Origin of the sequence: Arthrobacter sp., from assembly GCF_031179385.1 — a bacterium.
GTDB lineage: Bacteria > Actinomycetota > Actinomycetes > Actinomycetales > Micrococcaceae > Arthrobacter_D.
In genome coordinates this window covers 1-23,485 of record NZ_JAPSHV010000039.1, presented here as the reverse complement: position 1 = coordinate 23,485, position 23,485 = coordinate 1, and the positions used below count along the sequence as shown (strand labels likewise).

Below are 23,485 nucleotides of genomic sequence, written 5' to 3'. Positions count from 1 at the left end.
GCGGTCGCCGCCTCCTGGCCCAGGCCGACGTCGTCGTGGCTGACAGGCTCGGCCCGCGCTCCCTACTGGCAGGCCTCGCCGCCGAGGTGCAGGTCATCGAGGTGGGTAAGCTTCCCGGACACCACCCGGTGCCGCAGGATGAGATCAACCGGATCCTGGTGGAGCAGGCGCTGCTCGGCAACCGGGTGGTCCGGCTCAAGGGCGGAGACCCCTACGTCCTCGGACGCGGTGGCGAAGAGGAAGCCTACTGCCGGGACCACGGGGTGCCCGTCGAGGTAATTCCCGGGGTTACGTCGGCTATCTCAGTACCCGCCGCCGCAGGCATCCCCGTGACACACCGGGGAGTGGCGAAGGGATTCAGCGTCATCACCGGGCATGAGGACATCCGCCAGCAGACCGGCCTCATCCCGGCCGGCAGCGATCACACCCTGATCCTCCTGATGGGGGTGTCACTCCTGCAGTCCTCCGCAGCCTCGCTCATCGCCGGCGGGCGGGCGGCGTCCACACCCGTGGCCATCATCGAGGACGGCTGGATGGACACCCAGCGCGTCACCACGGGCACCCTCGCAGCCATCGCCGACCTCGCCCGGGACCGGGGAGTGAAGTCTCCCGCCGTGATCGTGGTGGGCGACGTCGTTGCGCTCTCACCTCACTGGCAAGCCCCACCCTCCCGCTGATTCAGCGCTTTCGAACTGCTAGAACCACCACCACAGCAAAGGAACACAGCCGTGTCGCAACCACCACTTTTCTCCCACGGCGCCCCCCAGCGCCCGCTGCGCGTCGCCGTCGTCGGCTCCGGTCCGGCCGGTGTCTACGCGGCCGACATCCTGACCAAATCCGCACCGGTCGCGTCCGGTGAACTCACCGTCAGCATTGACCTCTATGACCGCTACCCGGCGCCGTACGGGCTCATCCGTTACGGGGTTGCGCCTGACCACCCGCGCATCAAGGGCATCGTCAATGCGCTGCACAAGGTCCTGGACCGCGGCGACATCCGCTTCTTCGGCAACGTTGAGTACGGCACGGACCTCACCATGGAGGACCTCCGCACCCACTACGACGCCGTTATCTTCGCCACCGGCGCGATCAAGGACGCCGACCTCAACATTCCAGGCATCGAGCTTGAGGGCTCCTTCGGCGGGGCGGACTTTGTCTCCTGGTACGACGGGCACCCCGACGTACCGCGTGAATGGCCGCTCGAGGCCAAGGAGATCGCCGTCATCGGGAACGGCAACGTGGCGCTCGACGTGGCGCGCGTGCTCTCCAAGCACGCCGAGGACCTCCTCGTCACCGAGATCCCGGACAACGTCTATCAGGGACTGAAGAATTCTCCGGTGACGGATGTTCACGTGTTCGGGCGCCGCGGCCCGGCACAGGTGAAGTTCACACCGCTGGAATTGCGCGAGCTCTCACACTCCCGGGACGTCGACATTGTGCTCTACCCCGAGGACTTCGAATTCGACGAGGAGTCCGACCGGCAAATCCAGACCAACAACCAGACCAAGACCATGGTCGGAACACTCACCAACTGGATCGCGGAGCAGCCGGAGGACCCCTCCGAGTTCACTGCCTCCCGCCGTCTCCACCTGCACTTCCTCCACAACCCCGTGGAGGTTCTCGGCGAGGACGGCAAGGTTGCCGGCATCAAGTTCGAGCGCACCGCACTCGACGGCACGGGCAACGCCGTGGGCACGGGGGAGTACATCGACTACCCGGTACAGGCCGTCTACCGCGCGGTGGGCTACTTCGGGTCCGCCCTGCCGGAGGTGGAGTTCGACCACAGCCGCGGCGTCATCCCGAACGACGGCGGGCGCATCGTGGATGCCTCCGGCGCCCATGTGCCGGGGCTGTACGCGACGGGCTGGATCAAGCGTGGACCGGTGGGACTTATCGGCCACACCAAGGGCGACGCCCTCGAAACCATCACGTACCTGCTCGAAGACCTCGAGAACCTCCCGGCGGCAGGAACGCCCGACGACGCCGCCGTCGTCGAACTTCTGGCCTCCCGCGGGGTGCAGTTCACCACCTGGGAAGGCTGGCTTGCGCTGGATGCCCACGAGCGGGCGCTCGGCGACGCCGCGACGGAAATCGACGGAGTGGTCCGCGAACGCATCAAGGTAGTGCCGCGCGAGGACATGGTCTCCGTCTCTCGAACCGTGCTGGTCGACACGCCGGCCGACGCCTAGTCGTCACCCGTAGTCAGCCGGCAAGGATCGGTGCTCCGGCCTACTGCCGGGGCACCGATTCTTTCGAAAGTACCCAGATGTTCGTGTTCCCCTGCCGTTCCACGGTCACCGTGGTCACCAGAGCGTTGATGAGGAACAGTCCGCGTCCTGATTCCAGGTCCGCCGGGTCTCCCGTTGCCGGTGTCAGGGGATCCGGATGGGCTGCGGCATTGATCTCGAGGATCCGTGCCTGTAGCCGGCTGGAAGTTGCGTTCAGTTCGACGCCGAGGCGCACTCCGTCCCGGTCCAGGGGAACTCCATGTTCCACGACATTTGAGGCGGCCTCGATGACGGCGGTGGTGAACGCCATCTGGTCCTCGAACGGCACATCGTCCAGGGCGCTCCAGAAACGATCAAGTTCGTCATGCAGATCGTTGACCGACTCGGGCTTTGCATCAGCCTCGAACCGGCGCTGCAACTCACGGTCAGTCACGCGCGAATGCCTCTTCTACGGTGCCGTAAGGCGCGAGCACGCGATTCATATTCGTCAGCTCAAGGACCATCTGCACCTGCTTCTGCACGCACGCAATGCGCAAGTCGCCTCCGGCCTGGCGGGCCACCTTCAGACACCCAATCAGGGCGCCGAGGCCGGATGAATCCATGAACTCGGTTGCGGCAAGGTTCACCACAATGTGCCGGCTGCCGGCGCCTACCGCCTCATCGACGGTTGCGCGCAGGGTGGGCGCGGAGACCATGTTGAGCCGGCCCGTGGCCACCACCTCGGTGTATGTTCCCCGGTCCTCAATCGCGAACTGCATCGGCGTTCCTTTCCTCGGTAACGTAACCCTCGTATTTCACAGCCTTGATCAGCACGCTCAGCACGATCAGGTCGAAGACAACCCAGACCACGTTCACGAACGTACCGAGCGGTTCATTCAGGCCGGTGGCCAGCCGGATGGTGCCCACTATCGCGGCCACGGCGAGCAGAACCATGACAATCAGCTGCGGACGGATCAGGCTCCAGCTGGGGCCGCCGTCCTGACGTGCCTTCGGCGTGACAGCGAAGCCTAGCGGACGGCCGAACCAGACGTTACGGGCCGCCGTCGTGCAGGCCTTGATCCAGGTGGGGAAGAGCGCGAGGCTGTACTGCTGGCCGCGCCACGTGCTGACGCCCCGGCCCACCACCGCGAACAGCAGCTGATTGACGATCATGAACGGTAGGAAGCGGATGAAGAAGTCGAAGCTGATGCTGGTCACTGGAAGGATGCCGAGCGTCAGGTAGATGATCGGTGCGGCGAAGTACACGACAGCCGCGAACCCGCTGAGATAGCTCCACATGGTCGCGAAGTACATGAGCCGCTGGACGAGGCTCATTCCCTTCTTGGCCAGCGGATTCTCGCGCAGGAGTACCTGGATGGTGCCCTGCGCCCAGCGCAGCCGCTGCGTGAGCATGGTCTTCAGGTCTTCGGGTGCCAGGCCGTAGGCGAGGATCTCGTGGTGGTAGACGCTCTGCCAGCCCATCGCGTGCATGCGCATCGACGTGGCCATATCCTCGGTGACCGAGATGGTCGCCAGCGGCATGACGGGCTGTGCCTCGTCATCGCGGTCCACCGAGATCGCGTCGAGCACCGCCTGCACCGACTCCAATGCGCCGAGCGGTGACCAGGCGCGGTCCGAGAGCTGCTGGACGGCAATATCCAGATTGTCAGGAACCGCGACGCCGGGCTCACTGCCCAGGTCCATTGCCGCAATTTCGGCCAGGTCTGCCTCCATGGCTGACATGTCCGCAGCGACCATCTGCTGCACGGCGTTGTCCACCGACCGGCGAACACGATAGGTGACTTCTGCGAGCGGCGCCCCGGCCGCCTGCTCGGCGCGGGCTGCGTCAACTGCCCTGTCGACATCGTCCAGCAGGCGGGTGACCAGCGGATTGGCGGCTTCAGCGGATTTGCGTGCCCGACGCACTGCGGCCCGTGCGGACTTGAGGGCTGCGGTGACGGCGCGTTCAACTTCCTCCACATACCCGGCGAGCCCGAGTTGCATGAGTGCTTCACGACGCAGGATGGCATTGGATCCGCAGAAGAAGGCGGCGTTCCAGCCGTCCTTGCCTTGCTGGATCGGACCGTAGAAGAGCGGTGCCTGACTTCCGAGCGGATCGTCTTCGGGAACGTTCACGAAGTACTGGGGTGTCTGGACAAGGCTGACCCGGCGGTTGTTGAAGTATCCGAGGGTTCGGTCGAGGATGCGCGGATCCGGCACCTGGTCCGTATCGAGGATGAGCATGAACTCGCCGGAGGTCATCATCAGGGCGTTATTCAGGTTTCCAGCTTTGGCGTGGCGCGGGCGGTTCGCCCACTCCGGTCCACGCGTGATGTACCCGACGCCAAGCTTCTCGGCTCCCTCCTGCAGTTCCGGACGGGAACCGTCGTCGAGAATCCAGGTCTCGTGAGGGTAAGTGATTCGTTTCGCCGCCTCGGCTGTCTTGAGCACCATGTCGATGGGTTCGTTGTAGGTGGTGATGAAGACGTCAACCGTGGCGCCGACCGGCGGTTCAGGAGGGGTGCGTCGCTTCAGCCGCCAGACCGTCAGCCCGAAGAGCGCGACATCGATCAGGCTGTAGGTTTCAGCCGCCACCAGTGGAACAGCAATCCACCAGGCGTCCCAATTGAGCGATTCGAGCCACCGCCAGGCGATGTAGTTCACACCGAGGATGACGGTGAGAACGACCAGCAGTCGCACCCAGAAGACACTCATGCTGCTTCGCCGCCATTCCGTCGTACGACCACCGCGGTCACGTCATCCTCCACCCGCGGGTCTTCACCCAGGACCAGCAGTTTCTCGCAGGCATCGCGCGCCGAGTCTGCGCCGGCAACGGTGCCGGCGGCGGCCACCGCGAACTCCTCAAGCGTGTTGTAGATGTCCAGCAGCCCGTCGCTGATGATTGCGAGGGAGTCACCTGGAGCCAATGTGAGCCGCACCACCTCCCACTCCCAACCGGGGACCGTGCCCAAGGGCACACCACCGGAAGCCAGACGACGCCATGACCCGTCCGGGCTGATGTGGAGCGCGAGCCCGTGGCCGGCGTCGATCAGGTCCACGCCGCCGTCGGCCGTCGAGAGACGGCCGTGCAGCAGGGTAACGAAGGAGGACGCCCGTTCGAGATCGCCTTCGAGGGAGGCTGCAGCGGAGGCGAAGGCCTGCGCGAGGTCGGGTTCCTCGGCCGTTGAGCGAAGCACGGCGCGAACCGTTGCCGCGACGAGGGCTGCGCCCATACCCTTGCCCATGGCGTCCGCGACGGTGAAGTGCATGCCGTCGGCGGCGGGGTACCAGTCGAAGAAGTCCCCGCCGACCGCACGCGATGGCCGGAACTTCCCCGCGACGTCGTATTCCTGTAGCTGAAGGCCCTGCCGGGGCAGCAGGCTCTGCTGCACCTGGGCAGCACGGCGGCGTTCATTCTCGTCGGCCGCGCTGGCAGCCTCAGTTGCGGCGAGCTGCCGGTTCTGGCGCCGGAAGAGTGAATTGATGCGCGCGACGAGTTCACGCGGGCTGAAGGGCTTGGTGATGTAGTCGTCCGCACCGGAATCCAGGCCCGCCAACCGGTCTATCTCGGTGCCGCGCGCGGTGATCATGAGGATGTAGGCGTCGGAGATCGGGCGGATTTGTGCACAGGCATCCAGTCCGTTGCCGTCGGGCAGGTTGAGGTCCAGGGTGATGATGTCGACACCGCGGCGGGCGGCTTCCACACCTTCCCGAACCGTCGCGGCCTCTTCCACCAGGAAACCCTCGCGTTTCAGGACTCCCACCAGAAGCATTCGAATGTCCGCATCATCTTCGATCACAAGGGCGCGGCGTTCGGGAGCTGAGACGGTCATGGGTCCATTTAACCCACAACTGGGAGTCTTGTGGCGAAACGCGTTGTCACCTCCGCGTCAGCGCGGGTTGTTCCGGCCCATCCCGTACCGACCGCACCCTCTATAGAGTGGGCAGTGTCGGAACTGCACCGGACGTTAGGAGCACCAGTCACCATGGACAATGTCCTGTCCTATCTGACGTTCAACACACGGCAGTTCCACGAGATGTCGATGCGCTCGAGGGTGCTCCTCAGCCAGGCGCCGTTGTCCATCACGACGGCGCTGCTGGCCGTTGGGAGCGTGTTCTTCCACCCGGTCGTCTGGGAAACTGCCGCATTCCAGTGGGGGATAGCGCTCAGCGTCGCCCTTCTGTTGGCTTGTGCACTTACGCCGTGGGACAAGCTGCCGTACGGACTGTTCCTCATCATCCCGGTTTTGGATTTCATACCCATCGGCCTGCTTCGGTACGGTGCCGACGTCGAAATTCTTGGGGTCGGTTTGATGGCCGTGTTTCCGGTGCTGTGGCTGACCGCCTCCGGCCTCCACCCCCGACTGGCGCTGGCCGTAAGTCTCCTCGGTCCCTTCGCGATGATCTGGGTGCCGCTTTTCATCACCCGGACCGATATCCGACCGTCCGACCTCACGCAGTCCGCCCTGTTGCCCACCATCATTTTCGGCATCGCTGTGACGATCCGCGTCATGACGGCAAGCATGATGGACCAGCAGCGCGCCATGGAGGAGAAGGACCACGCGCTGCAGCAGCTCCTCCAGCGAAGCGCCCAGCGTGAGCGGCTGCTCAACGCCACGGTGAACACGGTCGACGTCGGACTTCTCGCCATTGACGCTGACGGCCATGACATTCTTTTCAACCGCAGGCAGCACGAGATCCACCGGGCAGGGCTGCCGGAGGGCGTGGACGACGCACCGGAAAAGGACCTCCTGCTGTTCAGTCCCGACGGCGTTACCCCCATGCCCCCGGAGCTGCGTCCGGCGTACCGCGCTGTTGCTGGTCAGACCTTCTCCGACTACCTCATCCGGGTCGGCACCGGCGAAGACCAGCGCGTGCTCTCGGCCTCTGCCCGCATGATGCTGGATGAAAGCGGCAAGCGAGAGGGCGCCGTCGTCGCCTTCAATGACGTGACCGAGCTGGTGAATGCGCTCAACGCCAAGGAGGAGTTCGTCGCCATGGTGTCCCATGAGCTGCGCACTCCGCTCACCGTGATTGTGGGCTATCTGGAACTCCTGCTCGACGACGACGACCTCCCGCCGGAGACGGAGGCGAGCCTCAACGTCATCGCCCGGAATGTCTCGCGCCTCCGCCGGCTGGTCGATGATCTGCTCACCGCGGCTTCGGGTCCTCCGGAAGTCGCCCCCGTCCTTTCCGATCTCGGCGGTATCGCGGCGGAATCGGTTGCGGCCATCGCCTCCCGCGGCAAGGAAGCAGGGGTAACCATAGTGAACGAGATTCCTGCCGGCACCATCGCCCGCTGCGACCCGGCCCGCATCGGCCAGGTGCTGGATAACCTGCTGTCCAATGCCGTGAAGTATTCACCGGCAGGCGGCACCGTGACGGTTCGTGCACAGAAGATGCCCGGTTCGGTGATCTGTGAAGTGGAGGACCAGGGCATGGGAATGAGCCCGGAAGACAGCGCGGAAGTCTTCTCCAAGTTTTTCCGCACTTCAGCTGTGCGGCAGGCGGCGATTCCCGGCGTCGGGCTCGGTCTGGCCATTGTCCGCTCGATCGTGGAGGAACACGGCGGCCAGATCCACTGCCGCAGCGAACTGGGCCGGGGCACCACGTTCACCTTCGAACTGCCGGACAATCCCCAGGGCCAGGAGCCCGGCATGAGCAGGTCGGTCAGCGAGGCCAGTCAGTAGGATTCCCGGCACAGAAGACGCAGAGACCGACCATGATGAGGAAAGTTACTGAATCTCAGCGGATACGCGTAGCCAACCCCGGGTATTCCAGCACGATCCCCTCCTGGTCGACCTGCAGTTCCGCAGTGAAGCCGTGATTGTCGGAGCTGAAGAGCACCACGCCGTTGTGGTCTCCTGTTGCGGCCCGCAACTGGCTGTACATCTGCCCGCTGCGCATCACCCGAAGACTCGGGACCTCCACCCACGCCATGACCATTGAGGTTTCGTCCGCCGGAGCCAATTCCTCGGAGTGGAGGTTCAGCCGGAGGATGGGCATGGTGTTGGTGACCGGGCAGAGGCCGAGGTCGCAGTCGAGGGCACCTGCCAGCAGCGCCGCGTCTTCGATGCCGGGTGCGGGGAGGTCACATTCACCGGAACTGGAGCTGGTGCTGGTCCATGCTCCATCGTCGTGGCGTTCCAGCTCCAGGTGGCGGCTCCAACCATGACCGTGCGCCGTGACGGTCAGGCGGCGGGTTACCCAGCCGTCGACTGTGGTCAACGCCCAGCTCAGGGCATACGAGTCGGTGCGGGATGTGCCGTGTGCGCTTAACCGTCCGGGCTCGAGGTTGATGGTGGCGGAATCCAGGCGGCCAGGATCGTCGATGCCCTGCCAGGTGTGCAGGAGACTTGTATGCAGTTGATTTCCCATTCGTTCACCTTATGAAGCCGCGGGGCCGCCGCGCCAGAGCCGCGGCCGGATATTGCAGGAGTAGGATCCGAGCATCACTGATGGGCGGAGGGGACATGAGCATGGAAGAGCGGATGCGCCCCTTGCTTCAGCAGGAACTGGCTGACTCCCGAAAGTCGCGCGCCGCCCTGGCATCGGACATCGATTCCACCAGCGACCTGCGCCGCGACTCAAACGTGGATGACGAACATGATCCGGAGGGTTCCACCATCGCGTTTGAACTGTCGCAGTCCGGTACGCTCCTGCGGGACACTGACGCGCGTATCAGTGAACTGGAAGCGGCCCTGACAAGATTGGACGAGGGACGCTACGGCAGGTGCGAAGCGTGCGGGGCAGAGATCGCCGAAGGCCGGCTGGAGGCTCGGCCCTGGACGAGGTTCTGTATAACCCACGCCGGTTCACGCTGACCGCTAACGAAGTCCGCGAACGTTCATCGCGAGATACAGGTGCACCCGGTCGGCCGTGACGGCGGGGTCGTAGCCGGTCAGGTCCACGATCTGCTGCAGCCGATACCGCACGGTGTTGCGGTGCAGCTGCAGGACGTCCGCCACTGCAGCCACCGACCCGTTGTGCGCGAGGTACTTCTCGAGTGTGAGCATCAGCTCGGCGCCGTGCCGCTCGTCGAACGCCACCAAAGGATCCAGTGCCTCCGCTGCGAGGTCCGCCAGCGGAACGTCCTCGCTGGCCATGAGGAGTGAGGTGAGGCTGAGCCGATCGGGCCGGTTCACCTGCTGGCCCCGGGTGAGGGACTCGCGCGCTTCGAAGTAGCTCCAGCGCAGCCCGCTCGCCTGCGCATAGCCACCGCCGAAACCCACCCGCGCGGTGAAGCCCGCCCCGTGCAGGTAGGTACTCAACGCACGGCTCAGGCTCTCACCGTCGCTTGCCGGCACCACGATCACCAGCCGGTCTTCGAGGACGGCGGTGACGACGTCGTCGTACTTCCCCGGCAGGGGGAGCGTCCGGAGGGCCCGTCGCTGGCCGGTGGCTACGTCCGCCAGCACGACACACTGCTTGCGCGCAATGTCGATGCCGGCACTTCCCAGGCGCGCCGCTGCCTCACCCCCGGCGAGGGTGCCGCGCACCACATCCTGCAGCAACTGCCCGACCACGGCACGCTCGGAGCCCCGGCGCCTCGCCTGGTTGCTCAGCTCAACGCTGATCAGGGTCTGGGCGTAATCCGTAATCGCGTCGCGCCGGTACGGCTCGGCGATGGCCAGGGTGCACCGGTCCTTGAGCCCTGTTGCCACGGGAATGCGGTGCCAGGCGCGGCCCTCATCCCCCGGTGAGGAGGATGAAGATCTGCTGCCGGTCTCGGCCAGCTGAGTCCCATACTGGGAAAGCTCGACGTCGGTGGCCAGCATGGCGGCCAACTCACGCAGAAGTTGCGGCAGTCCGCCGCCGCCCAGAAGCGCGTTGGCCAGAGTCTGATGGCCCTTCAGCAGGTTCTCGAGACGGGCGTAATGCTCGGCAGACAGGGAGTCGGCGACGATCTTGCCGATGGCGATGAACGGGGTTTCATAGGGGACACGGAATACCGGCAGGCCCAGTTCGTCTGCCTGGTCGAGGAAGGCGGCAGGGACCCTTTCGTGGCTGAGGCCGGTGGCGAAGCCGATAGCGAGTGCGCCGGACGCGTGTACATGCCGCACGAAATTGCGCTGGGAGGTAGCGGACTTCTGTCTCAGGCCGGTGGTGAGCACCACCTCGCCGCCGCTGAGGAACGGCTTCGGATCTTCAAGTTCCGTGACCGCAACCCATTGCACCGGTACATCTGTGGCCTCACTGGTACCCACCCTCTGGAGCTTCAGCGCGGGCGTGGCAAGGAGCGCCGGGAGTGTGATCGCCATGACATCAATCATAGGGCTGCGGTCTTGTGCGGATGCATGACGATGCGCCGATTGCGCTGTGCGTCTACACCTAGGCTGCGTGGTGTGCACCACGTAGGGTCGGCAATGAATTTGGGCAAGCATGTCCCAAAGCGAAAGGAAAAACGCCGTGGTCACCACACTGCAGAACTTCATCAACGGGAAGTTCGTCACGCCGAGCGGCAGCGAGATGCTCGACATCGTCAACCCCACCAACGGGGAAGTAGTGGCACAGTCGCCGGTCTCCGTGCAGGCAGACATCGACGCCGCGATGAGCGCGGCCAAGACGGCCTTCTCATCCTGGAAGCGGGTGACTCCCGGCCAGCGCCAACTCATGCTGCTGAAGCTCGCAGACGCCATCGAGGCCAACAGCGAGGAGCTCGTCGAAGCCCAGCACCGCAACACCGGCCAGGTGCGCGAAATGATCGCCTCCGAGGAGGTCGCCGCCGGGGCCGACCAGATGCGGTTCTTCGCCGGCGCCGCACGCCTGCTCGAGGGCAAGTCCGCAGGCGAGTACTTCGAGGGCCACACATCGTACGTACGCCGCGAACCCGTGGGCGTCGTCGCACAGGTCGCACCCTGGAACTATCCATTCCTGATGGCTATCTGGAAGATCGGCCCGGCGCTCGCAGCGGGAAACACCATCGTGCTGAAGCCGAGTGACACCACGCCGGAGTCCACACTCGTCCTCGCACGGCTCACCCAGGGAATCCTGCCCGACGGCGTCCTCAACGTTGTGCTCGGCACAGGTGAGACCGGAGCGGCCATGGTTGAGCACAAGACCCCCGCCATGGTGTCGATCACCGGCTCGGTACGTGCGGGCATCGCTGTCGCCACAGGCGCAGCAAAGAACCTGAAGCGGGCGCACCTCGAACTGGGAGGCAAGGCTCCCGCCATCGTTTTCGCCGACGCGGAGGTGAAGAAGACCGCCGCAGCCATCGCTGAGTTCGCCTTCTTCAACGCGGGCCAGGACTGCACCGCGATCACCCGGGTACTGGTGCAGGACTCGGTACACGATGACCTCGTGTCAGCCATGGTGGAACACACCAAAACCCTCACGACAGGCGATGCGGACGACACGAAGAACTACTTCGGTCCGCTGAACAACATCAACCACTTCAACGCCGTCAGTGCCGTCATGGACGCTCTGCCCTCGCACTGCTCCGTGGCCACCGGCGGAAAGCGTTCGGGCGACAGGGGCTACTTCTTCGAAGCGACCATCGTCACCGGCGCTCAGCAGACTGACGATATCGTGCAGAAAGAAACCTTCGGCCCGATCATCACCGTGCAGAAGTTCACCACCGAGGACGAGGCAGTCGACATGGCGAACGACGTCGATTACGCCCTCGCCTCCAGCGTCTGGACCACCGACCACGGTACGGCCATGCGCGTCTCCCGTGATCTGGACTTCGGTGCGGTCTGGATCAATACCCACATCCTCCTCACCGCCGAGATGCCGCACGGCGGTTTCAAGAGTTCCGGTTACGGCAAGGATCTCTCGATGTACGGCGTCGAGGACTACACCCGCATCAAGCACGTCATGAGCGCGCTGGACGCGTAACAGCGCCCGCCCAGAAAGGACCTACCCATGACCACCCAGGCACTCCAGGAATTCCGGCTCGAACAGAAGCGCCGCATCATCGGTGACTTCCCCGGCCCCAAATCCACCGCGCTGAACGCGCGCCGCGCCGCCGTCGTCGCCAAGGGCGTCTCCTCCGGCGTTCCCGTCTACGTAGCTGACGCGGACGGCGGCGTTGTGCACGACGTCGACGGCAACTCCTTCATCGACTTCGGATCCGGCATCGCGGTGACGAGCGTCGGCGCGTCCGATCCCGCCGTCGTCGGCGCCGTGAAGGAGCAGGTGGAGCACTTCACACACACCTGTTTCATGGTGACCCCCTACGAGGGATACATCGCCGTCGCCGAGAAGCTCGCCGAGCTGACGCCGGGTGACTTTGAAAAGCGCACCGTGCTGTTCAACTCCGGAGCGGAGGCGGTCGAGAACGCCATCAAGATCGCCCGCCTGGCAACCGGCCGGCCGGCCGTTGCCGCCTTCGACCACGCCTATCACGGCCGCACCAACCTGACCATGGCGTTGACCGCCAAGTCCCTGCCGTACAAGGGCGGTCCCGACGGCAACTTCGGTCCGTTCGCCTCGGAGGTCTACCGGCTTCCGATGAGCTACCCGTTCCGCGAGGAGAACCCGTCGATCACGGGCGAGGAAGCGGCCAAGCGGGCGATCTCCGTGATGGAGAAGCAGATCGGCGCCGAGTCGCTCGCCGCCATCATCATCGAGCCTGTGCAGGGAGAGGGCGGCTTCATTGTTCCCGCCGAAGGCTTCCTGCCCACCCTTGCCGCGTGGGCCAAGGAGAAGGGGGTCGTCTTCATCGCCGACGAGGTTCAGTCGGGCTTCTGCCGCACCGGCGAGTGGTTCGCGGTGAACCATGACGGTGTGGTCCCGGACCTCATCACCATGGCCAAGGGCATTGCCGGCGGTATGCCGCTCTCGGCGGTCACCGGCCGTGCCGACCTGCTCGACGCCGTCCACCCGGGCGGTCTCGGCGGAACCTACGGCGGCAACCCTGTTGCTTGCGCTGCAGCGCTCGCCGCCATCGACACGATGACCGAGTTCGATCTTTCGGCGCGTGCGCGGCGGATCGAGGAGATTGTGGTGCCCCGGCTGCGCGCACTCCAGGAGGAGACAGGGATCATCGGTGAGGTACGCGGCCGCGGTGCAATGCTCGCCGTCGAGTTCGTGATGCCCGGCACGAAGGAGCCAAACGCCGCAGCGACGAAGGCCATTGCAGCGGCGTGCCTGCAGGAAGGCGTCATCATCCTCACCTGCGGCACGTACGGCAACGTCATTCGTCTGCTGCCTCCGTTGGTCATCGGTGAGGAGCTCCTCAACGACGGCCTCGACGTCCTGGAAGCGGCGATCCGCGCGGTCAAGTAACACGTAAGCTCCTGCACGACGACGACGGCGACGACGACGACGGCGGTCGGCTGGGCAGCCCAATCCGGGCTGTACCGGCCGGCCGCTGTCGTCTGTTCGCTCAGGCGCCTGTGCGGTCGATCTCGAGCAGGTCACCGACCTCGCACTCAAGAACCTCGCAGATGGCTCGGAGGGTCGAGAAGCGGATGGCCCGAGCCCGGTCATTCTTGAGGATGGACAGGTTGACAATGCTCATGTCCACCCGTTTTCCGAGCTCGGTCAGGGTCATTCCACGAGCGGCAAGCAATTCATCCAGGCGGCAATGAATTCCGGTGTCCTCCGACTCCCTGATTCCCATCTAGACCAGCCCGTCGGTGTCGCGTTTGAGGCGGTAGCCGGCCTCGAATGCTCCGGCCACCAGCGCCGCGCAAAGTCCGACGGCGAGCGGCGCGAGATCGAGCTCCATCAGGAAGAAGCTTCCGTCCTGACGCGGCGGGAGTACATCGATCCTCTCAAGTACCGCGTGCACTCCGAAGGCCTGCAGCAACGAACCCAGTGTGCCGCTCACGATGATTGCGATTCCCGACACGGCGATCAGACCGGGCAGGCGCCGTGTGAACGGCGTGCGCCGGAAGATCCGCCAACCAAGCCAGGCGGCAGTGCCGATTGCGATGATGGCCGCCAGAAAACCCAGCGCCGAGGCCGAACCGAGCAGCCAGCGCTCCTGGCCAGTCACGTCACTCAACGTGATCTCAGCTGCGGAGTAAGTAGCGCCGTCGATGCCGGAAACGCCTTCTCCTAGCGCCGGCGCCTGCAGGTTCGCCAGCGGAACATCGAGAGTCAGGGGACCGGGCGCTACGACGGTGAGCGCCGCGGCGACGGAAAGGGTGACTGCCGAGATCGCGAGGATCGCTGCGACTCCCAGGGCCGCGCCCCGGTCAGCACGCTGAAGCCGGTGTCCCATCACACCAGCCCTTCCGTCTCCCGCTGCAACCGGGTCCCGATGTGGAAAGCACCGGCGAAGAGCGCGCAGATCACTCCGACCACGAGCGACGCCATATCCGCCTCGGTGAAGAGGTAACCGACCTTGAAGGGCGCACCGTCGAGCGGAATCCCGAGGTCCAGGAGGATTGACCTCGAGGCGACGGAGAAGAGCGCGGGAAAAACGAAGGCACCTGCGATGTTCACGACGGCGATGGTTGCGAGACCGGCTGTAATGAGCCGGCCGAACGGACGCCCCCGGTAGAGCCGCAGGGCGAGCACCAGAAAGAACACCAGTGTGGCGGCGAGAACGAGGCAACCCAGAATGAGGGTGAAGATCCACGGTGTCATCGCGGAGATGCTCACGCCGTGCACCGTCATCGAGAAGGAATCAAAGGTGGCATCGGTGACGTTGCTGCCGAGCAGATTGGGCCCTTCCGGCGACGTGCTGGAGGGCAGTGACAGGAATGTCATTCCATTCGCGGCCAGAACTACGGCGACGACCATGACGACGGCGAGGAGTGTCACCCCCAGGCCCAGCAGCACCATCACGGTGATGAGGCCGCCTTTCTCCATGGCTCGAAGAGCTCCGCGGGGCGGAGTGGCGGACAGTATCGCGGCGTTCATGAGACCTCCGGTTGTTAACGGTTATCGCTAATAACGATAGTCGTTAAGTTAACGAAAGTCGATAAGGACTGGCGGAACCGAGTTGTCGGCGCCCTAGGTCCTATTGCGTCCAAGTGCTCAAACCGGCATACTAAACGAACGCAATTCGTTTTGTGATCCCGGTGACAGTGGCAAACCCGCTTCCCCACACGGCGGTCCTCAAAATATTTTCCTAACAAAGAGGTAAGGAACCCATGAGCACTATGCAAGTGCGCACCGGCGATCCAAATAGCACTCCCACCTACTCCGGCAAAGGACTGAAGACGGGGCAGCTCGGCCTTCTGGCCGTCATCGTCATCGGTATTTCCACCATTGCCCCCGCCTATGTCCTGACCAGCACGCTTGGACCCACGGTGCAGAGCATCGGTGTCCATCTGCCGGCAATCTTCATCGTCGGCTTCATCCCGATGTTCCTGGTAGCCCTCGGGTATCGGGAATTGAACGCTGACACCCCGGACAGCGGCACCACCTTCACCTGGGTGACCAAGGCCTTCGGGCCGTATATCGGCTGGATCGGCGGATGGGGGCTGCTCGCGGCTAACATCATCGTGCTTTCGAATCTGGCCGGTGTCGCCGTCGACTTCTTCTATCTCTTCCTTGCACAGCTCACCGGGCAGGATGCGATTGCGGACCTGACGAGCATTCGGTGGCTGAACATCCTGACCTGCCTCGTCTTCGTGGGTGCCGCGGTCTGGGTATCCTGCCGCGGCGTGAAGACCACCAAGGCTGTGCAGTACGCCCTCGTCGGACTCCAGGTAGCTGTTCTTGCCTGGTTTGTGGTTGCCGCTTTCAGCCGCATTCAGCAGGGTGCTGCAGCTGACTCCATTTCATTCAGCTGGGATTGGTTCAACCCCTTCGCGATCGAGAGCTTCTCCGCCTTCGCGCTGGGCCTCTCACTGTCGATCTTCGCCTTCTGGGGCTGGGACGTCTGCCTCACGGTGAGCGAGGAATCCCGCGACGGAAAGCGCACCGCAGGCCTGGCAGCTGCGGGCACCGCCGTCGTCGTACTGGGGATCTACCTGCTCGGCGCAATTGCAACGGTGATGTTCTCCGGAGTCGGAACGGAGGGCCTCGGCCTCAACAATGCGGACATCTCGGAGAACGTCTTCGCGGCGCTTGCAGCCCCGGTCATGGGCCCGTTCGCAATCCTGCTGTCTCTTGCCGTGCTGTCCAGCTGCGCGGCGTCCCTGCAGTCGACGTTCCTGTCACCGGCACGCAGCCTGCTCGCCATGGGCTACTACAAGGCACTGCCGGACAAGTTCGCAACGGTTCACCCGAAGTTCCGTTCGCCCGTCTTCGCCACTGTGGTTGCCGGCGTCATCTCCGCGGGCTTCTACTCCCTGATGCGCGTCATCAGCGACAACGTCCTGAACGACACCATCATGGCGCTCGGCCTGATGATCTGCTTCTACTACGGACTCACCGCGCTCGCCTGCGTCTGGTACTTCCGCCGGACGGCCTTCAGCTCGGCGCGTAACTTCGTCTTCCGTTTCCTTGCCCCACTGCTCGGCGGCATCGGTCTGGTGATTGTCTTCCTGCAGACCGCCGTCGACAGCTGGGATCCGGCATTCGGCAGCGGCTCGGAGATCTTCGGCGTCGGCCTGGTGTTCGTCATCGGCGTCGGGATCATCGCACTGGGCGTGGTCGTCATGATGTTCGTCCGCCGCTCCCGCCCCGGGTTCTTCCGTGGCGAGACGCTGCGCAAGGACACCCCCGCGCTGGAGGTCGCCGAGTAACTAAACGCCCGCGGGCTGCCCAAGCTGCTCGCGGTGGTGAGGCCTCGCGTTCTTCCGGACCGTACGGACCATGTCCACGGTAAGGAGCGCGAGGCCCAGCCATACCAGGCCGAATCCGATCCACCGCTCCAGCGGCATCTCCTCCCCGAAGACGGTGAGGGCGAGGATAAATTGCAACACCGGTGCCAGGTACTGGAGCATTCCGATGGTCGTGAGTGGCAGCCGCCGGGCTGCTGCGCCAAAGAAGATCAACGGGACGGCCGTGATGATGCCGGACGCGGCCATGATCCAGAAGTGGCCCGGGCCCTCTGTGGTCAGCGTCGCTCCGCCGGAAACCGTCAGCCAGATCATGACCCCCGCGGCAATCGGCGTTAGGACCGCTGTCTCGATGCTCAGGCTCGAAACGGCGTCGACACTCGGCCCGACCCGTTTCTTCACGAACCCGTAGAGCCCGAACGAGAACGCAAGCGTCAGGGCGATGAACGGCACGCTGCCGTATCCAACCGCCAGAACGACGACGGCGACAACGCCCATCCCCACGGCCGCCCACTGGAGCGGGCGGAGCTTCTCGCGAAGCACGAAGACGCCGAGAAGTACCGAAACGATGGGGTTGATGAAGTAGCCCAGCGAGGCTTCGATGGCATGTCCGTTGGTGACGCCGTAGGTGTAGACGAACCAGTTCACGGCGATCAACAGCGCGGCAACCGTCAGGGTCCCGAGCACCCGCCGGTCGGAGACGGCGACGCGGAACGTCTTCCAGGAGCGCAGCACTGTGAGCAGCAGGGCACAGAAGATCAGCGACCAGAGCACCCGGTTCGCCACGATCTCGACGGCGGTGGCCGGCAGCAGGATCAGGAAATACAGGGGGAGCATGCCCCACAAGCCGTAGGCGCCGATGCCGAACAGGATGCCCGTGGCGTTATCGCTGCGGGCGGGGCGCGGTGTCTTGTGGGTGCGGGTCACATGCGTGCCAACCGTCGACGTGCTGTTCCTATTCCACCCGCCTTCCGGGTGAGCCTCGCCACTGGTTTCGACGCGGGTCGAATCGGGGATTTAGAATAGGAAACTGTGCGCTAATGCGCGCGTTCCCATCCCTCCGGGGAAGCTCCCAGGTACTCCACCAGGAAGAAGGCATCAGTGTCCAGCACGACGTCGGCCCGTCCGCTTCGGGTCGCCATCATCGGCGCAGGCCCGGCCGGTGTTTATGCCGCAGACATCCTGACCAAGTCGCAGGAGGTCAAGGGCGGAGACTTCGAACTCTCCATCGATCTCTTCGACCAGTACCCGGCACCGTATGGCCTGATCCGCTACGGCGTGGCCCCGGATCATCCGCGCATCAAGGGCATTGTCACTGCACTGCACAAGGTGCTGGACCGCGGCGACATCCGCTTCCTCGGCAACGTGAACTACGGCCGCGACCTCACATTGTCAGACTTCCGGACCTTCTATGACGCCGTCATTTTCGCGACGGGTGCCGTGAAGGACGCCGATCTGAACATCCCCGGCGTGGAGCTCGAGGGATCCTTCGGCGGGGCGGACTTCGTCTCCTGGTATGACGGACACCCCGATGTCGACCGCGACTGGCCGCTGGACGCCAAGGAGATCGCCGTCATCGGTAACGGCAACGTGGCGCTGGACATCGCCCGCGTCCTGTCCAAGCACGCCGACGACCTCCTGGTGACCGAGATTCCGGCCAACGTCTACGCCGCACTGAAGCGGTCTCCGGTGACGGACGTGCACGTCTTCGGCCGCCGCGGCCCGGCGCAGGTGAAGTTCACGCCGCTCGAGCTGCGCGAGCTTTCGCACTCCCGTGACGTCGACATCGTGCTTTACCCGGAGGACTTCGACTTTGACGAAGCATCCGAGCAGCAGATCGCCAGCAACAACCAGACCAAGACCATGGTCAAGACGCTGACCAACTGGCTCGTCGAACAGCCGGAGGACCCCTCCGAGTTCACAGCCTCGCGCCGCCTGCACCTGCACTTCCTGCACAGCCCGGTCGAAATCACCGATTCCCCTGAAACTCCGGGGAAGGTGGCGAACATCCGCTTCGAGCGCACCCGCCTCAACGGCACCGGCGGAGTCGAGGGGACCGGGGAGTACCTCGACTACACGGTCCAGGCCGTGTATCGCGCGATCGGCTATTTCGGATCTGAGCTGCCGGAGGTCGGTTACGACGAGCAGAACGGCGTCATCCCCAACGAGGGCGGCCGCGTCATTGACGAGTCGGGCAACCCGGTTCCGGGGATCTACTGCACGGGCTGGATCAAGCGCGGACCGGTCGGGCTGATCGGCCACACCAAGGGCGACGCGCTCGAAACCATCGGCTTTCTCCTCGAGGACCGCCTGAACCTCCCGCCCGCCGAGCACCCATCCGAGGACGCCATCATCAACCTCCTTGAGGAGCGCGGCGTCCGGTACACCACCTGGGAAGGCTGGCTTCGGCTGGATGCCCACGAGATGAAGTTGGGTGCCAACTATATGCACGACGACGCCAGCCTCCCTGAGCTGGTTCGCGAACGAGTGAAGCTTGTTCCGCGCGAGGACATGATCGCTATCTCCCGCGGGGAGTAAGCTGCGAGGCCGGTTTGATGACGGCCTGATGAAGTGTTTTTTGGGCGGCAAGTTAGGTTTGCCTACACTTGCCTTGGCCCTCCGGCCGTTTCTCCCGTGTCTGCAGCTGAGATATCAGCAGACGCTTTAGCTAGGTGGTTTCCCGTTGCGCACTTCACTCGCGTCCGTTTCCCTGGGGCTTGTTGCCCTGCTGTCCATCTCCGGCTGCACCTTCAGCGGCACGTCGGGCAGCGCGGGCGAGGCTGCTGACCCGGACCAGCGGATCGTGGTCAATAACTTCCGCGCGCCCGTCGCCGACTGGGCGCTCGAGAGCGACGCTGCCTACATCCTCTCCCTGTCCGGGTGTCTGGAGACACTGACCCGATATGACGAGGAGCAGGGGAAGATCGTTCCGTCCCTCGCAACCGAATGGACACAGGTTTCACCGCTTGAGTGGGACTTCACCATTCGCGAGGGCGTCACGTTCCAGGACGGCACTGTGCTCGATGCTGCCGCTGTGGTCGGTTCACTGCAGAACGTGCTCGACGCCGAAGTTCCAGCCCGCGCCTTCAGCACCACCGTGGTCAGCGAAGTCACTGCGGTAGACGAGTCCACGGTTCGTATCACCACCCCTACCGAGAGTCCGCTGGTTCCTTACCGTCTGGCCAGCGTCAACACCGGGATCCTGTCGCCTGCGGCCTTCGAGGGTGAAACGGTAGACCCGTTCGGCCACTGCACAGGGCCGTTCGAGCCCGTGTCCGAAAAACCCAAACAGTCGTTAACGGTTGACCGCAACGAGGACTATTGGGGCGGTGAGGTGCAGCTCGCCGGCGCCGAGATCCGGTTCATCACCGACGGCGCCACACGCACCGCCCAGATTCAGACCGGTGAAGCGGACGTCTCCCTCTCCATCCCAGTCTCCGGCCTGGCGGCCCTTGAAGCCGACCCGAACGTGAGTGTCCTGAAGGCCGATTCGCCGAGAACCGCCACGCTGTACATGAACAACGGCAGGGCGCCGTTCGACGACGTCGACTTCCGTAAAGCCGTCCGCTCAGCCCTGGACCTGGAAGCACTGGCCGCGAGCGTTTATGAAGGCGCCGCAATCCCGGCAACCGGTCCCTTCGCCCCGTCGGAGCCTTGGGCTATAGAAGGCGCAGCGGTGCCGCAGCAGGACGTTGGTGCCGCCAAGGAGCTACTCTCCTCCGCCGGCTACAGCGCCGACCGTCCGCTCGAGATCGTCGCCATCGTGGAGCGCGCAGAGTTCGCCGATGTGGCCACCGTCATCCAGGAGAACCTGAAGACGGTCGGTGTTCCCGTGAAGATCACGACCAAGGAGTACGCCGCTGTGGAACCGGACCTGCTGTCCGGCAACTATGACATGGTCCTGAGCCAGCGCAACCGCCTGATCGACATCGCCGATCCCATCGGGTTCCTCACCGCTGACTACACGTGTGAAGGCAGCTACAACCTGAGCCACTTCTGCAACCCGGAGTACGACAAGTTGGTGGCGCAAGCCGCCACCACGGCCGACGCCGCCGAGCGTTACACGCTCTACGCCGAAGCCGGGCAGATCCTCCAGGACGAGGCCGTGAACATCTGGCTCGTCAATGAGCAGGCTATCGACGCCGTGCGCACCGATCTGCAGGCCCACGTGCAGGATCCGCTGTCCCGGTACGTGCTCCGTGCGGAGACGGCCAAGTCTGCGTCCTGACCATGGCCCTCCCGCGTAGGCCCGAAGATCAGGGCCGCTCATGATGCTGTTCCTCGCCAGGAGAACGGCTGCCCTGGTGGCGGCCGTTCTCCTGGCGTCTTTCGCGGTCTTTCTAATCCCTTATGTCACGCCCGGCGATCCAGTGCGGAAGATCATCCGCTCCAGGGTGTCCGGCGACATGGTGGACGGATCCGCCGTCGAATCCCTGTCCCTTCAACTGGGGCTTCAGGACCCGCTCTGGACCCAGTATCTGCGCTGGCTGGGTCAGCTAATTCGCGGAGATATGGGCTTGTCCTACACGAGCCGCACCCCCGTGGTGGAGCAGGTACTGCCCGCCCTCTGGATCACTCTCAGCCTCGTGGTCATGACTCTTGCCGCGGCCGCCATGGTGTCCGTGGTCCTCGGCGTTACGGCGGCCCTCACAGAGGGCCGTGCGGCGGACAAGGCCATCACCGCGCTCAACCAGGCCTTCATCGCCATGCCCGAATACTGGCTGGCGCCGATGCTCGTCCTGGTCTTCGCGATCCAGCTCTCCGTGCTGCCGTCGGCAGGGTGGGAGGGCCCGACGTCGGCTGTGCTGCCGGTCGCGGTCCTCGCCTTGCGCCCCACAAGCCATTTCACGTCTGCGGTACGCGACGGGATGCTTGAGGCCCTGGCAGCAGACCACGTGGTGGCCGCACGGGCCAGGGGGCTCAGCCGCTTCGACACCGTGCGGAAGCACGTCATTCCCAACGGACTGCTCCCGCTGACGACGCTGGTTGCCGTCTGGTTCGCAGGTCTTCTGGGAGGATCGGTCATCATTGAGGTGATCTTCGCCATTCCGGGCATGGGGCGCCTGCTTTTTGACGGCGTGCTGAACAGCGACATTCCGCTGGCGCAGGGCGCGGTCGTCCTCGTCGTCGGGCTTGCGGTGGTGCTGACCACTGCGGCCGACCTTGTGCACGGACTCCTCAACCCACAGGTCAGGATGCGCCATGCGTAAGCTCACCCGGGCAGTGGGCCGTCTGCCGGTGCACCTTCGCATCGCGACCGCCGTGCTCGCGCTCATCGTACTGTCAGTCGCCCTCGGCGCCTGGATTGCGCCCTATCCGCCGGCCGAGCAGGATCTCGTATCCCGGCTTGCTCCGCCTGGTGCTTCACACTGGCTGGGCACGGACCACCTGGGCCGTGACACCCTGAGCCGACTGCTCGACGGCGGCCGCTTCTCACTGACCATCGCAGCCCTTGCCACCGTACTTACCGCGGCAATCGGCACAGCAATCGGTGTGCTTAGTGCACGCCGGCGCGGATGGCTCGACGAGTTTTTCACCCGTACCAGTGACGTTCTGCTGGCGATGCCGGAAATGGTGATTGCACTGTTCCTGGTTGCGGCGCTTGGCGCGGGGTACCCATCACTGCTGCTTGCCCTGACCGTGACCGGCTGGACACCCTTCGCCAGGCTGGCCAGGGCACTGGCCTACGACGTCTCGGCGCGCGGGTTCATGGACGCAGCCAGGGTGCTGGGGTGCCCGCCCTGGTTCATAGTGCTGCGGCATATCCTGCCCCATCTTGCTGGACCTCTGCTCGGGCAGGCCACCCTCCGCTTCGGCCAGTTCCTCATCAGTGTCGGCGCCCTCTCCTACCTGGGCCTGGGGGTGCAACCTCCGCAGTCGGATTGGGGGTCGATGCTCGCCGCCGCCCAACCCTACGCAGTAAGGTCGCCCATGACCATGCTCGCCCCGGGCCTGGTCATCTTCGTCGTCGCGCTCTGCGTGACGCTTCTCGGCCAGCATCTGGCACGTATGTCGGGCAGCACATTGCTGCTCGCCGCATCAGTTCCGACGGCGGCTGCCGGCCATGGGTGAGGGTCTGTCCATCGAGGGTCTCAGCCTCGCCGGGTCCAGCACCGGGCCGGCTGCTCGGCTGCCGTCCGGAGAAGGCGGGGTTCCTCCGCTGCTGCCGTCCGCAGAAGCCGGGGTTCCTCCGCTGCTGCTTTCCGGCGTCGGGCTCTCCGTCGAGCCGGGTGAGATGGTGGCCTTGGTGGGGGCCTCCGGAAGCGGTAAAACCATGACTGCGCTGTCGGTGCTGGGATTGCTTCCGCCCGGGATCCGTGTTGCGTCCGGCTCTATCCGGCTCGGCGGGACAGAACTCCTGAGCTGTGAAGACAAGGAGCTCAACCGTATTCGCGGCGGCCGGCTGGGCATGCTGTATCAGCAGCCGAAGCGCATGTTGAATCCGAGGATGACGATCGGACGCCACCTCGCTGAGCCGCTGAAACTGCACCGCGGACTGCGCGGACGAGCTGCCAAAGCGCAGACACTGAGGCTGCTTTCCGACGCCGGGTTCGAGGATCCGACCCGTTGTGCGCGCTCGTACCCGCATCAGCTCTCCGGCGGGATGGCACAGCGGGCCATGCTCGCGCTTGCCATGGCCGGCCAGCCGGA

22 protein-coding genes are annotated in these 23,485 nt (G+C 64.7%); 12 read left to right on the top strand and 10 right to left on the bottom strand.

The features are described 5' to 3' along the window. On the top strand, window positions 1–677 hold a 677-nt coding region (gene cobA / locus RIF85_RS07785), incomplete at its 5' end, for a uroporphyrinogen-III C-methyltransferase (protein WP_309071340.1). A 51-nt stretch (window positions 678–728) separates the two neighbouring features. Continuing rightward, window positions 729–2,186: an FAD-dependent oxidoreductase gene (locus RIF85_RS07780; protein ID WP_309071339.1), complete on the top strand. Its 1,458-nt coding sequence runs from the start codon at window positions 729–731 to the stop codon at window positions 2,184–2,186. Window positions 2,187–2,226: 40 nt separating this feature from the next. On the opposite strand, the gene RIF85_RS07775 is transcribed toward RIF85_RS07780, so the two are convergent. Genes RIF85_RS07775 through RIF85_RS07760 form a run of 4 tightly spaced genes read right to left on the bottom strand, consistent with a single transcriptional unit; the run spans window position 2,227 to window position 6,037 of the window. Beyond that, window positions 2,227–2,658 (bottom strand): ATP-binding protein, encoded by a 432-nt coding sequence (locus RIF85_RS07775; RefSeq protein ID WP_309071338.1) that lies wholly within the window; start codon window positions 2,656–2,658, stop codon window positions 2,227–2,229. Beyond that, complete coding sequence (locus tag RIF85_RS07770) at window positions 2,651–2,983, bottom strand: STAS domain-containing protein (protein WP_309071337.1); 333 nt, start codon at window positions 2,981–2,983, stop codon at window positions 2,651–2,653. Before RIF85_RS07770 ends, RIF85_RS07775 begins: the two co-directional genes overlap by 8 nt. Then, on the bottom strand, window positions 2,967–4,919 hold the full coding sequence (locus RIF85_RS07765; RefSeq protein WP_309071336.1) for a glycosyltransferase family 2 protein: 1,953 nt from the start codon (window positions 4,917–4,919) through the stop codon (window positions 2,967–2,969). The genes RIF85_RS07770 and RIF85_RS07765 overlap by 17 nt, the downstream gene beginning before the upstream one ends. Next, window positions 4,916–6,037 carry a SpoIIE family protein phosphatase gene (locus RIF85_RS07760; protein WP_309071335.1) on the bottom strand — a complete coding sequence of 374 codons (1,122 nt, stop codon included), beginning with the start codon at window positions 6,035–6,037 and terminating at the stop codon, window positions 4,916–4,918. Before RIF85_RS07760 ends, RIF85_RS07765 begins: the two co-directional genes overlap by 4 nt. Before the next feature lie 153 nt (window positions 6,038–6,190). On the opposite strand from RIF85_RS07760, the gene RIF85_RS07755 reads away from it, so the two are divergent. Next, complete coding sequence (locus tag RIF85_RS07755) at window positions 6,191–7,894, top strand: PAS domain-containing sensor histidine kinase (protein ID WP_309071334.1); 1,704 nt, start codon at window positions 6,191–6,193, stop codon at window positions 7,892–7,894. Window positions 7,895–7,949: 55 nt separating this feature from the next. On the opposite strand, the gene RIF85_RS07750 is transcribed toward RIF85_RS07755, so the two are convergent. Next, window positions 7,950–8,582 carry a putative glycolipid-binding domain-containing protein gene (locus RIF85_RS07750; RefSeq protein WP_309071333.1) on the bottom strand — a complete coding sequence of 211 codons (633 nt, stop codon included), beginning with the start codon at window positions 8,580–8,582 and terminating at the stop codon, window positions 7,950–7,952. 95 nt (window positions 8,583–8,677) lie between these two features. Here RIF85_RS07750 and RIF85_RS07745 point away from each other — a divergent pair, with 95 nt between their 5' ends. Further along, entirely contained in the window at window positions 8,678–9,028 is a 351-nt protein-coding gene (locus RIF85_RS07745) for a TraR/DksA C4-type zinc finger protein (protein WP_309071332.1), read from the top strand. A gap of 3 nt (window positions 9,029–9,031) precedes the next feature. Here RIF85_RS07745 and RIF85_RS07740 read toward each other — a convergent pair whose 3' ends face one another. Beyond that, complete coding sequence (locus RIF85_RS07740) at window positions 9,032–10,465, bottom strand: PucR family transcriptional regulator ligand-binding domain-containing protein (RefSeq protein ID WP_309071331.1); 1,434 nt, start codon at window positions 10,463–10,465, stop codon at window positions 9,032–9,034. 148 nt (window positions 10,466–10,613) lie between these two features. Here RIF85_RS07740 and RIF85_RS07735 point away from each other — a divergent pair, with 148 nt between their 5' ends. Both RIF85_RS07735 and gabT read left to right on the top strand, forming a co-directional pair. Next, window positions 10,614–12,044, top strand: a complete 1,431-nt coding sequence (locus tag RIF85_RS07735) for a gamma-aminobutyraldehyde dehydrogenase (RefSeq protein WP_309071330.1) — start codon at window positions 10,614–10,616, stop codon at window positions 12,042–12,044. Between the two features lie 27 nt (window positions 12,045–12,071). Beyond that, window positions 12,072–13,436 carry a 4-aminobutyrate--2-oxoglutarate transaminase gene (gabT, locus tag RIF85_RS07730; RefSeq protein WP_309071329.1) on the top strand — a complete coding sequence of 455 codons (1,365 nt, stop codon included), beginning with the start codon at window positions 12,072–12,074 and terminating at the stop codon, window positions 13,434–13,436. 100 nt (window positions 13,437–13,536) lie between these two features. On the opposite strand, the gene RIF85_RS07725 is transcribed toward gabT, so the two are convergent. Genes RIF85_RS07725 through RIF85_RS07715 form a run of 3 tightly spaced genes read right to left on the bottom strand, consistent with a single transcriptional unit; the run spans window position 13,537 to window position 15,023 of the window. Continuing rightward, the gene (locus tag RIF85_RS07725; RefSeq protein WP_309071328.1) at window positions 13,537–13,773 is read right to left on the bottom strand and encodes a helix-turn-helix domain-containing protein; all 237 of its coding nucleotides are present in this window, start codon (window positions 13,771–13,773) and stop codon (window positions 13,537–13,539) included. Beyond that, window positions 13,774–14,379: a hypothetical protein gene (locus tag RIF85_RS07720; protein ID WP_309071327.1), complete on the bottom strand. Its 606-nt coding sequence runs from the start codon at window positions 14,377–14,379 to the stop codon at window positions 13,774–13,776. Next, on the bottom strand, window positions 14,379–15,023 hold the full coding sequence (locus RIF85_RS07715; protein ID WP_309071326.1) for a hypothetical protein: 645 nt from the start codon (window positions 15,021–15,023) through the stop codon (window positions 14,379–14,381). Before RIF85_RS07715 ends, RIF85_RS07720 begins: the two co-directional genes overlap by 1 nt. Before the next feature lie 233 nt (window positions 15,024–15,256). Between RIF85_RS07715 and RIF85_RS07710 the strand changes: the two genes are divergently transcribed. Then, window positions 15,257–16,798, top strand: coding sequence for an APC family permease (locus tag RIF85_RS07710; protein ID WP_309071325.1), 1,542 nt, complete (start codon window positions 15,257–15,259; stop codon window positions 16,796–16,798). On the opposite strand, the gene rarD is transcribed toward RIF85_RS07710, so the two are convergent. Then, window positions 16,799–17,761, bottom strand: coding sequence for an EamA family transporter RarD (rarD, locus tag RIF85_RS07705; RefSeq protein ID WP_309071324.1), 963 nt, complete (start codon window positions 17,759–17,761; stop codon window positions 16,799–16,801). It abuts the gene before it with no gap. Between the two features lie 174 nt (window positions 17,762–17,935). Here rarD and RIF85_RS07700 point away from each other — a divergent pair, with 174 nt between their 5' ends. The 5 genes from RIF85_RS07700 to RIF85_RS07680 form a co-directional block, all read left to right on the top strand. Continuing rightward, complete coding sequence (locus tag RIF85_RS07700) at window positions 17,936–19,372, top strand: FAD-dependent oxidoreductase (RefSeq protein ID WP_309071323.1); 1,437 nt, start codon at window positions 17,936–17,938, stop codon at window positions 19,370–19,372. A 145-nt stretch (window positions 19,373–19,517) separates the two neighbouring features. Further along, window positions 19,518–21,062: an ABC transporter substrate-binding protein gene (locus RIF85_RS07695; protein ID WP_309071322.1), complete on the top strand. Its 1,545-nt coding sequence runs from the start codon at window positions 19,518–19,520 to the stop codon at window positions 21,060–21,062. Between the two features lie 40 nt (window positions 21,063–21,102). Continuing rightward, window positions 21,103–22,044 (top strand): ABC transporter permease, encoded by a 942-nt coding sequence (locus tag RIF85_RS07690; RefSeq protein WP_309071321.1) that lies wholly within the window; start codon window positions 21,103–21,105, stop codon window positions 22,042–22,044. Then, a complete protein-coding gene (locus RIF85_RS07685; RefSeq protein WP_309071320.1) occupies window positions 22,037–22,906 on the top strand; it encodes an ABC transporter permease in 870 nt (289 codons plus the stop codon). The genes RIF85_RS07690 and RIF85_RS07685 overlap by 8 nt, the downstream gene beginning before the upstream one ends. Next, a partial coding sequence (locus RIF85_RS07680; RefSeq protein ID WP_309071319.1) for an ATP-binding cassette domain-containing protein occupies window positions 22,899–23,485 on the top strand: 587 nt, incomplete at its 3' end. The genes RIF85_RS07685 and RIF85_RS07680, both read left to right, overlap by 8 nt.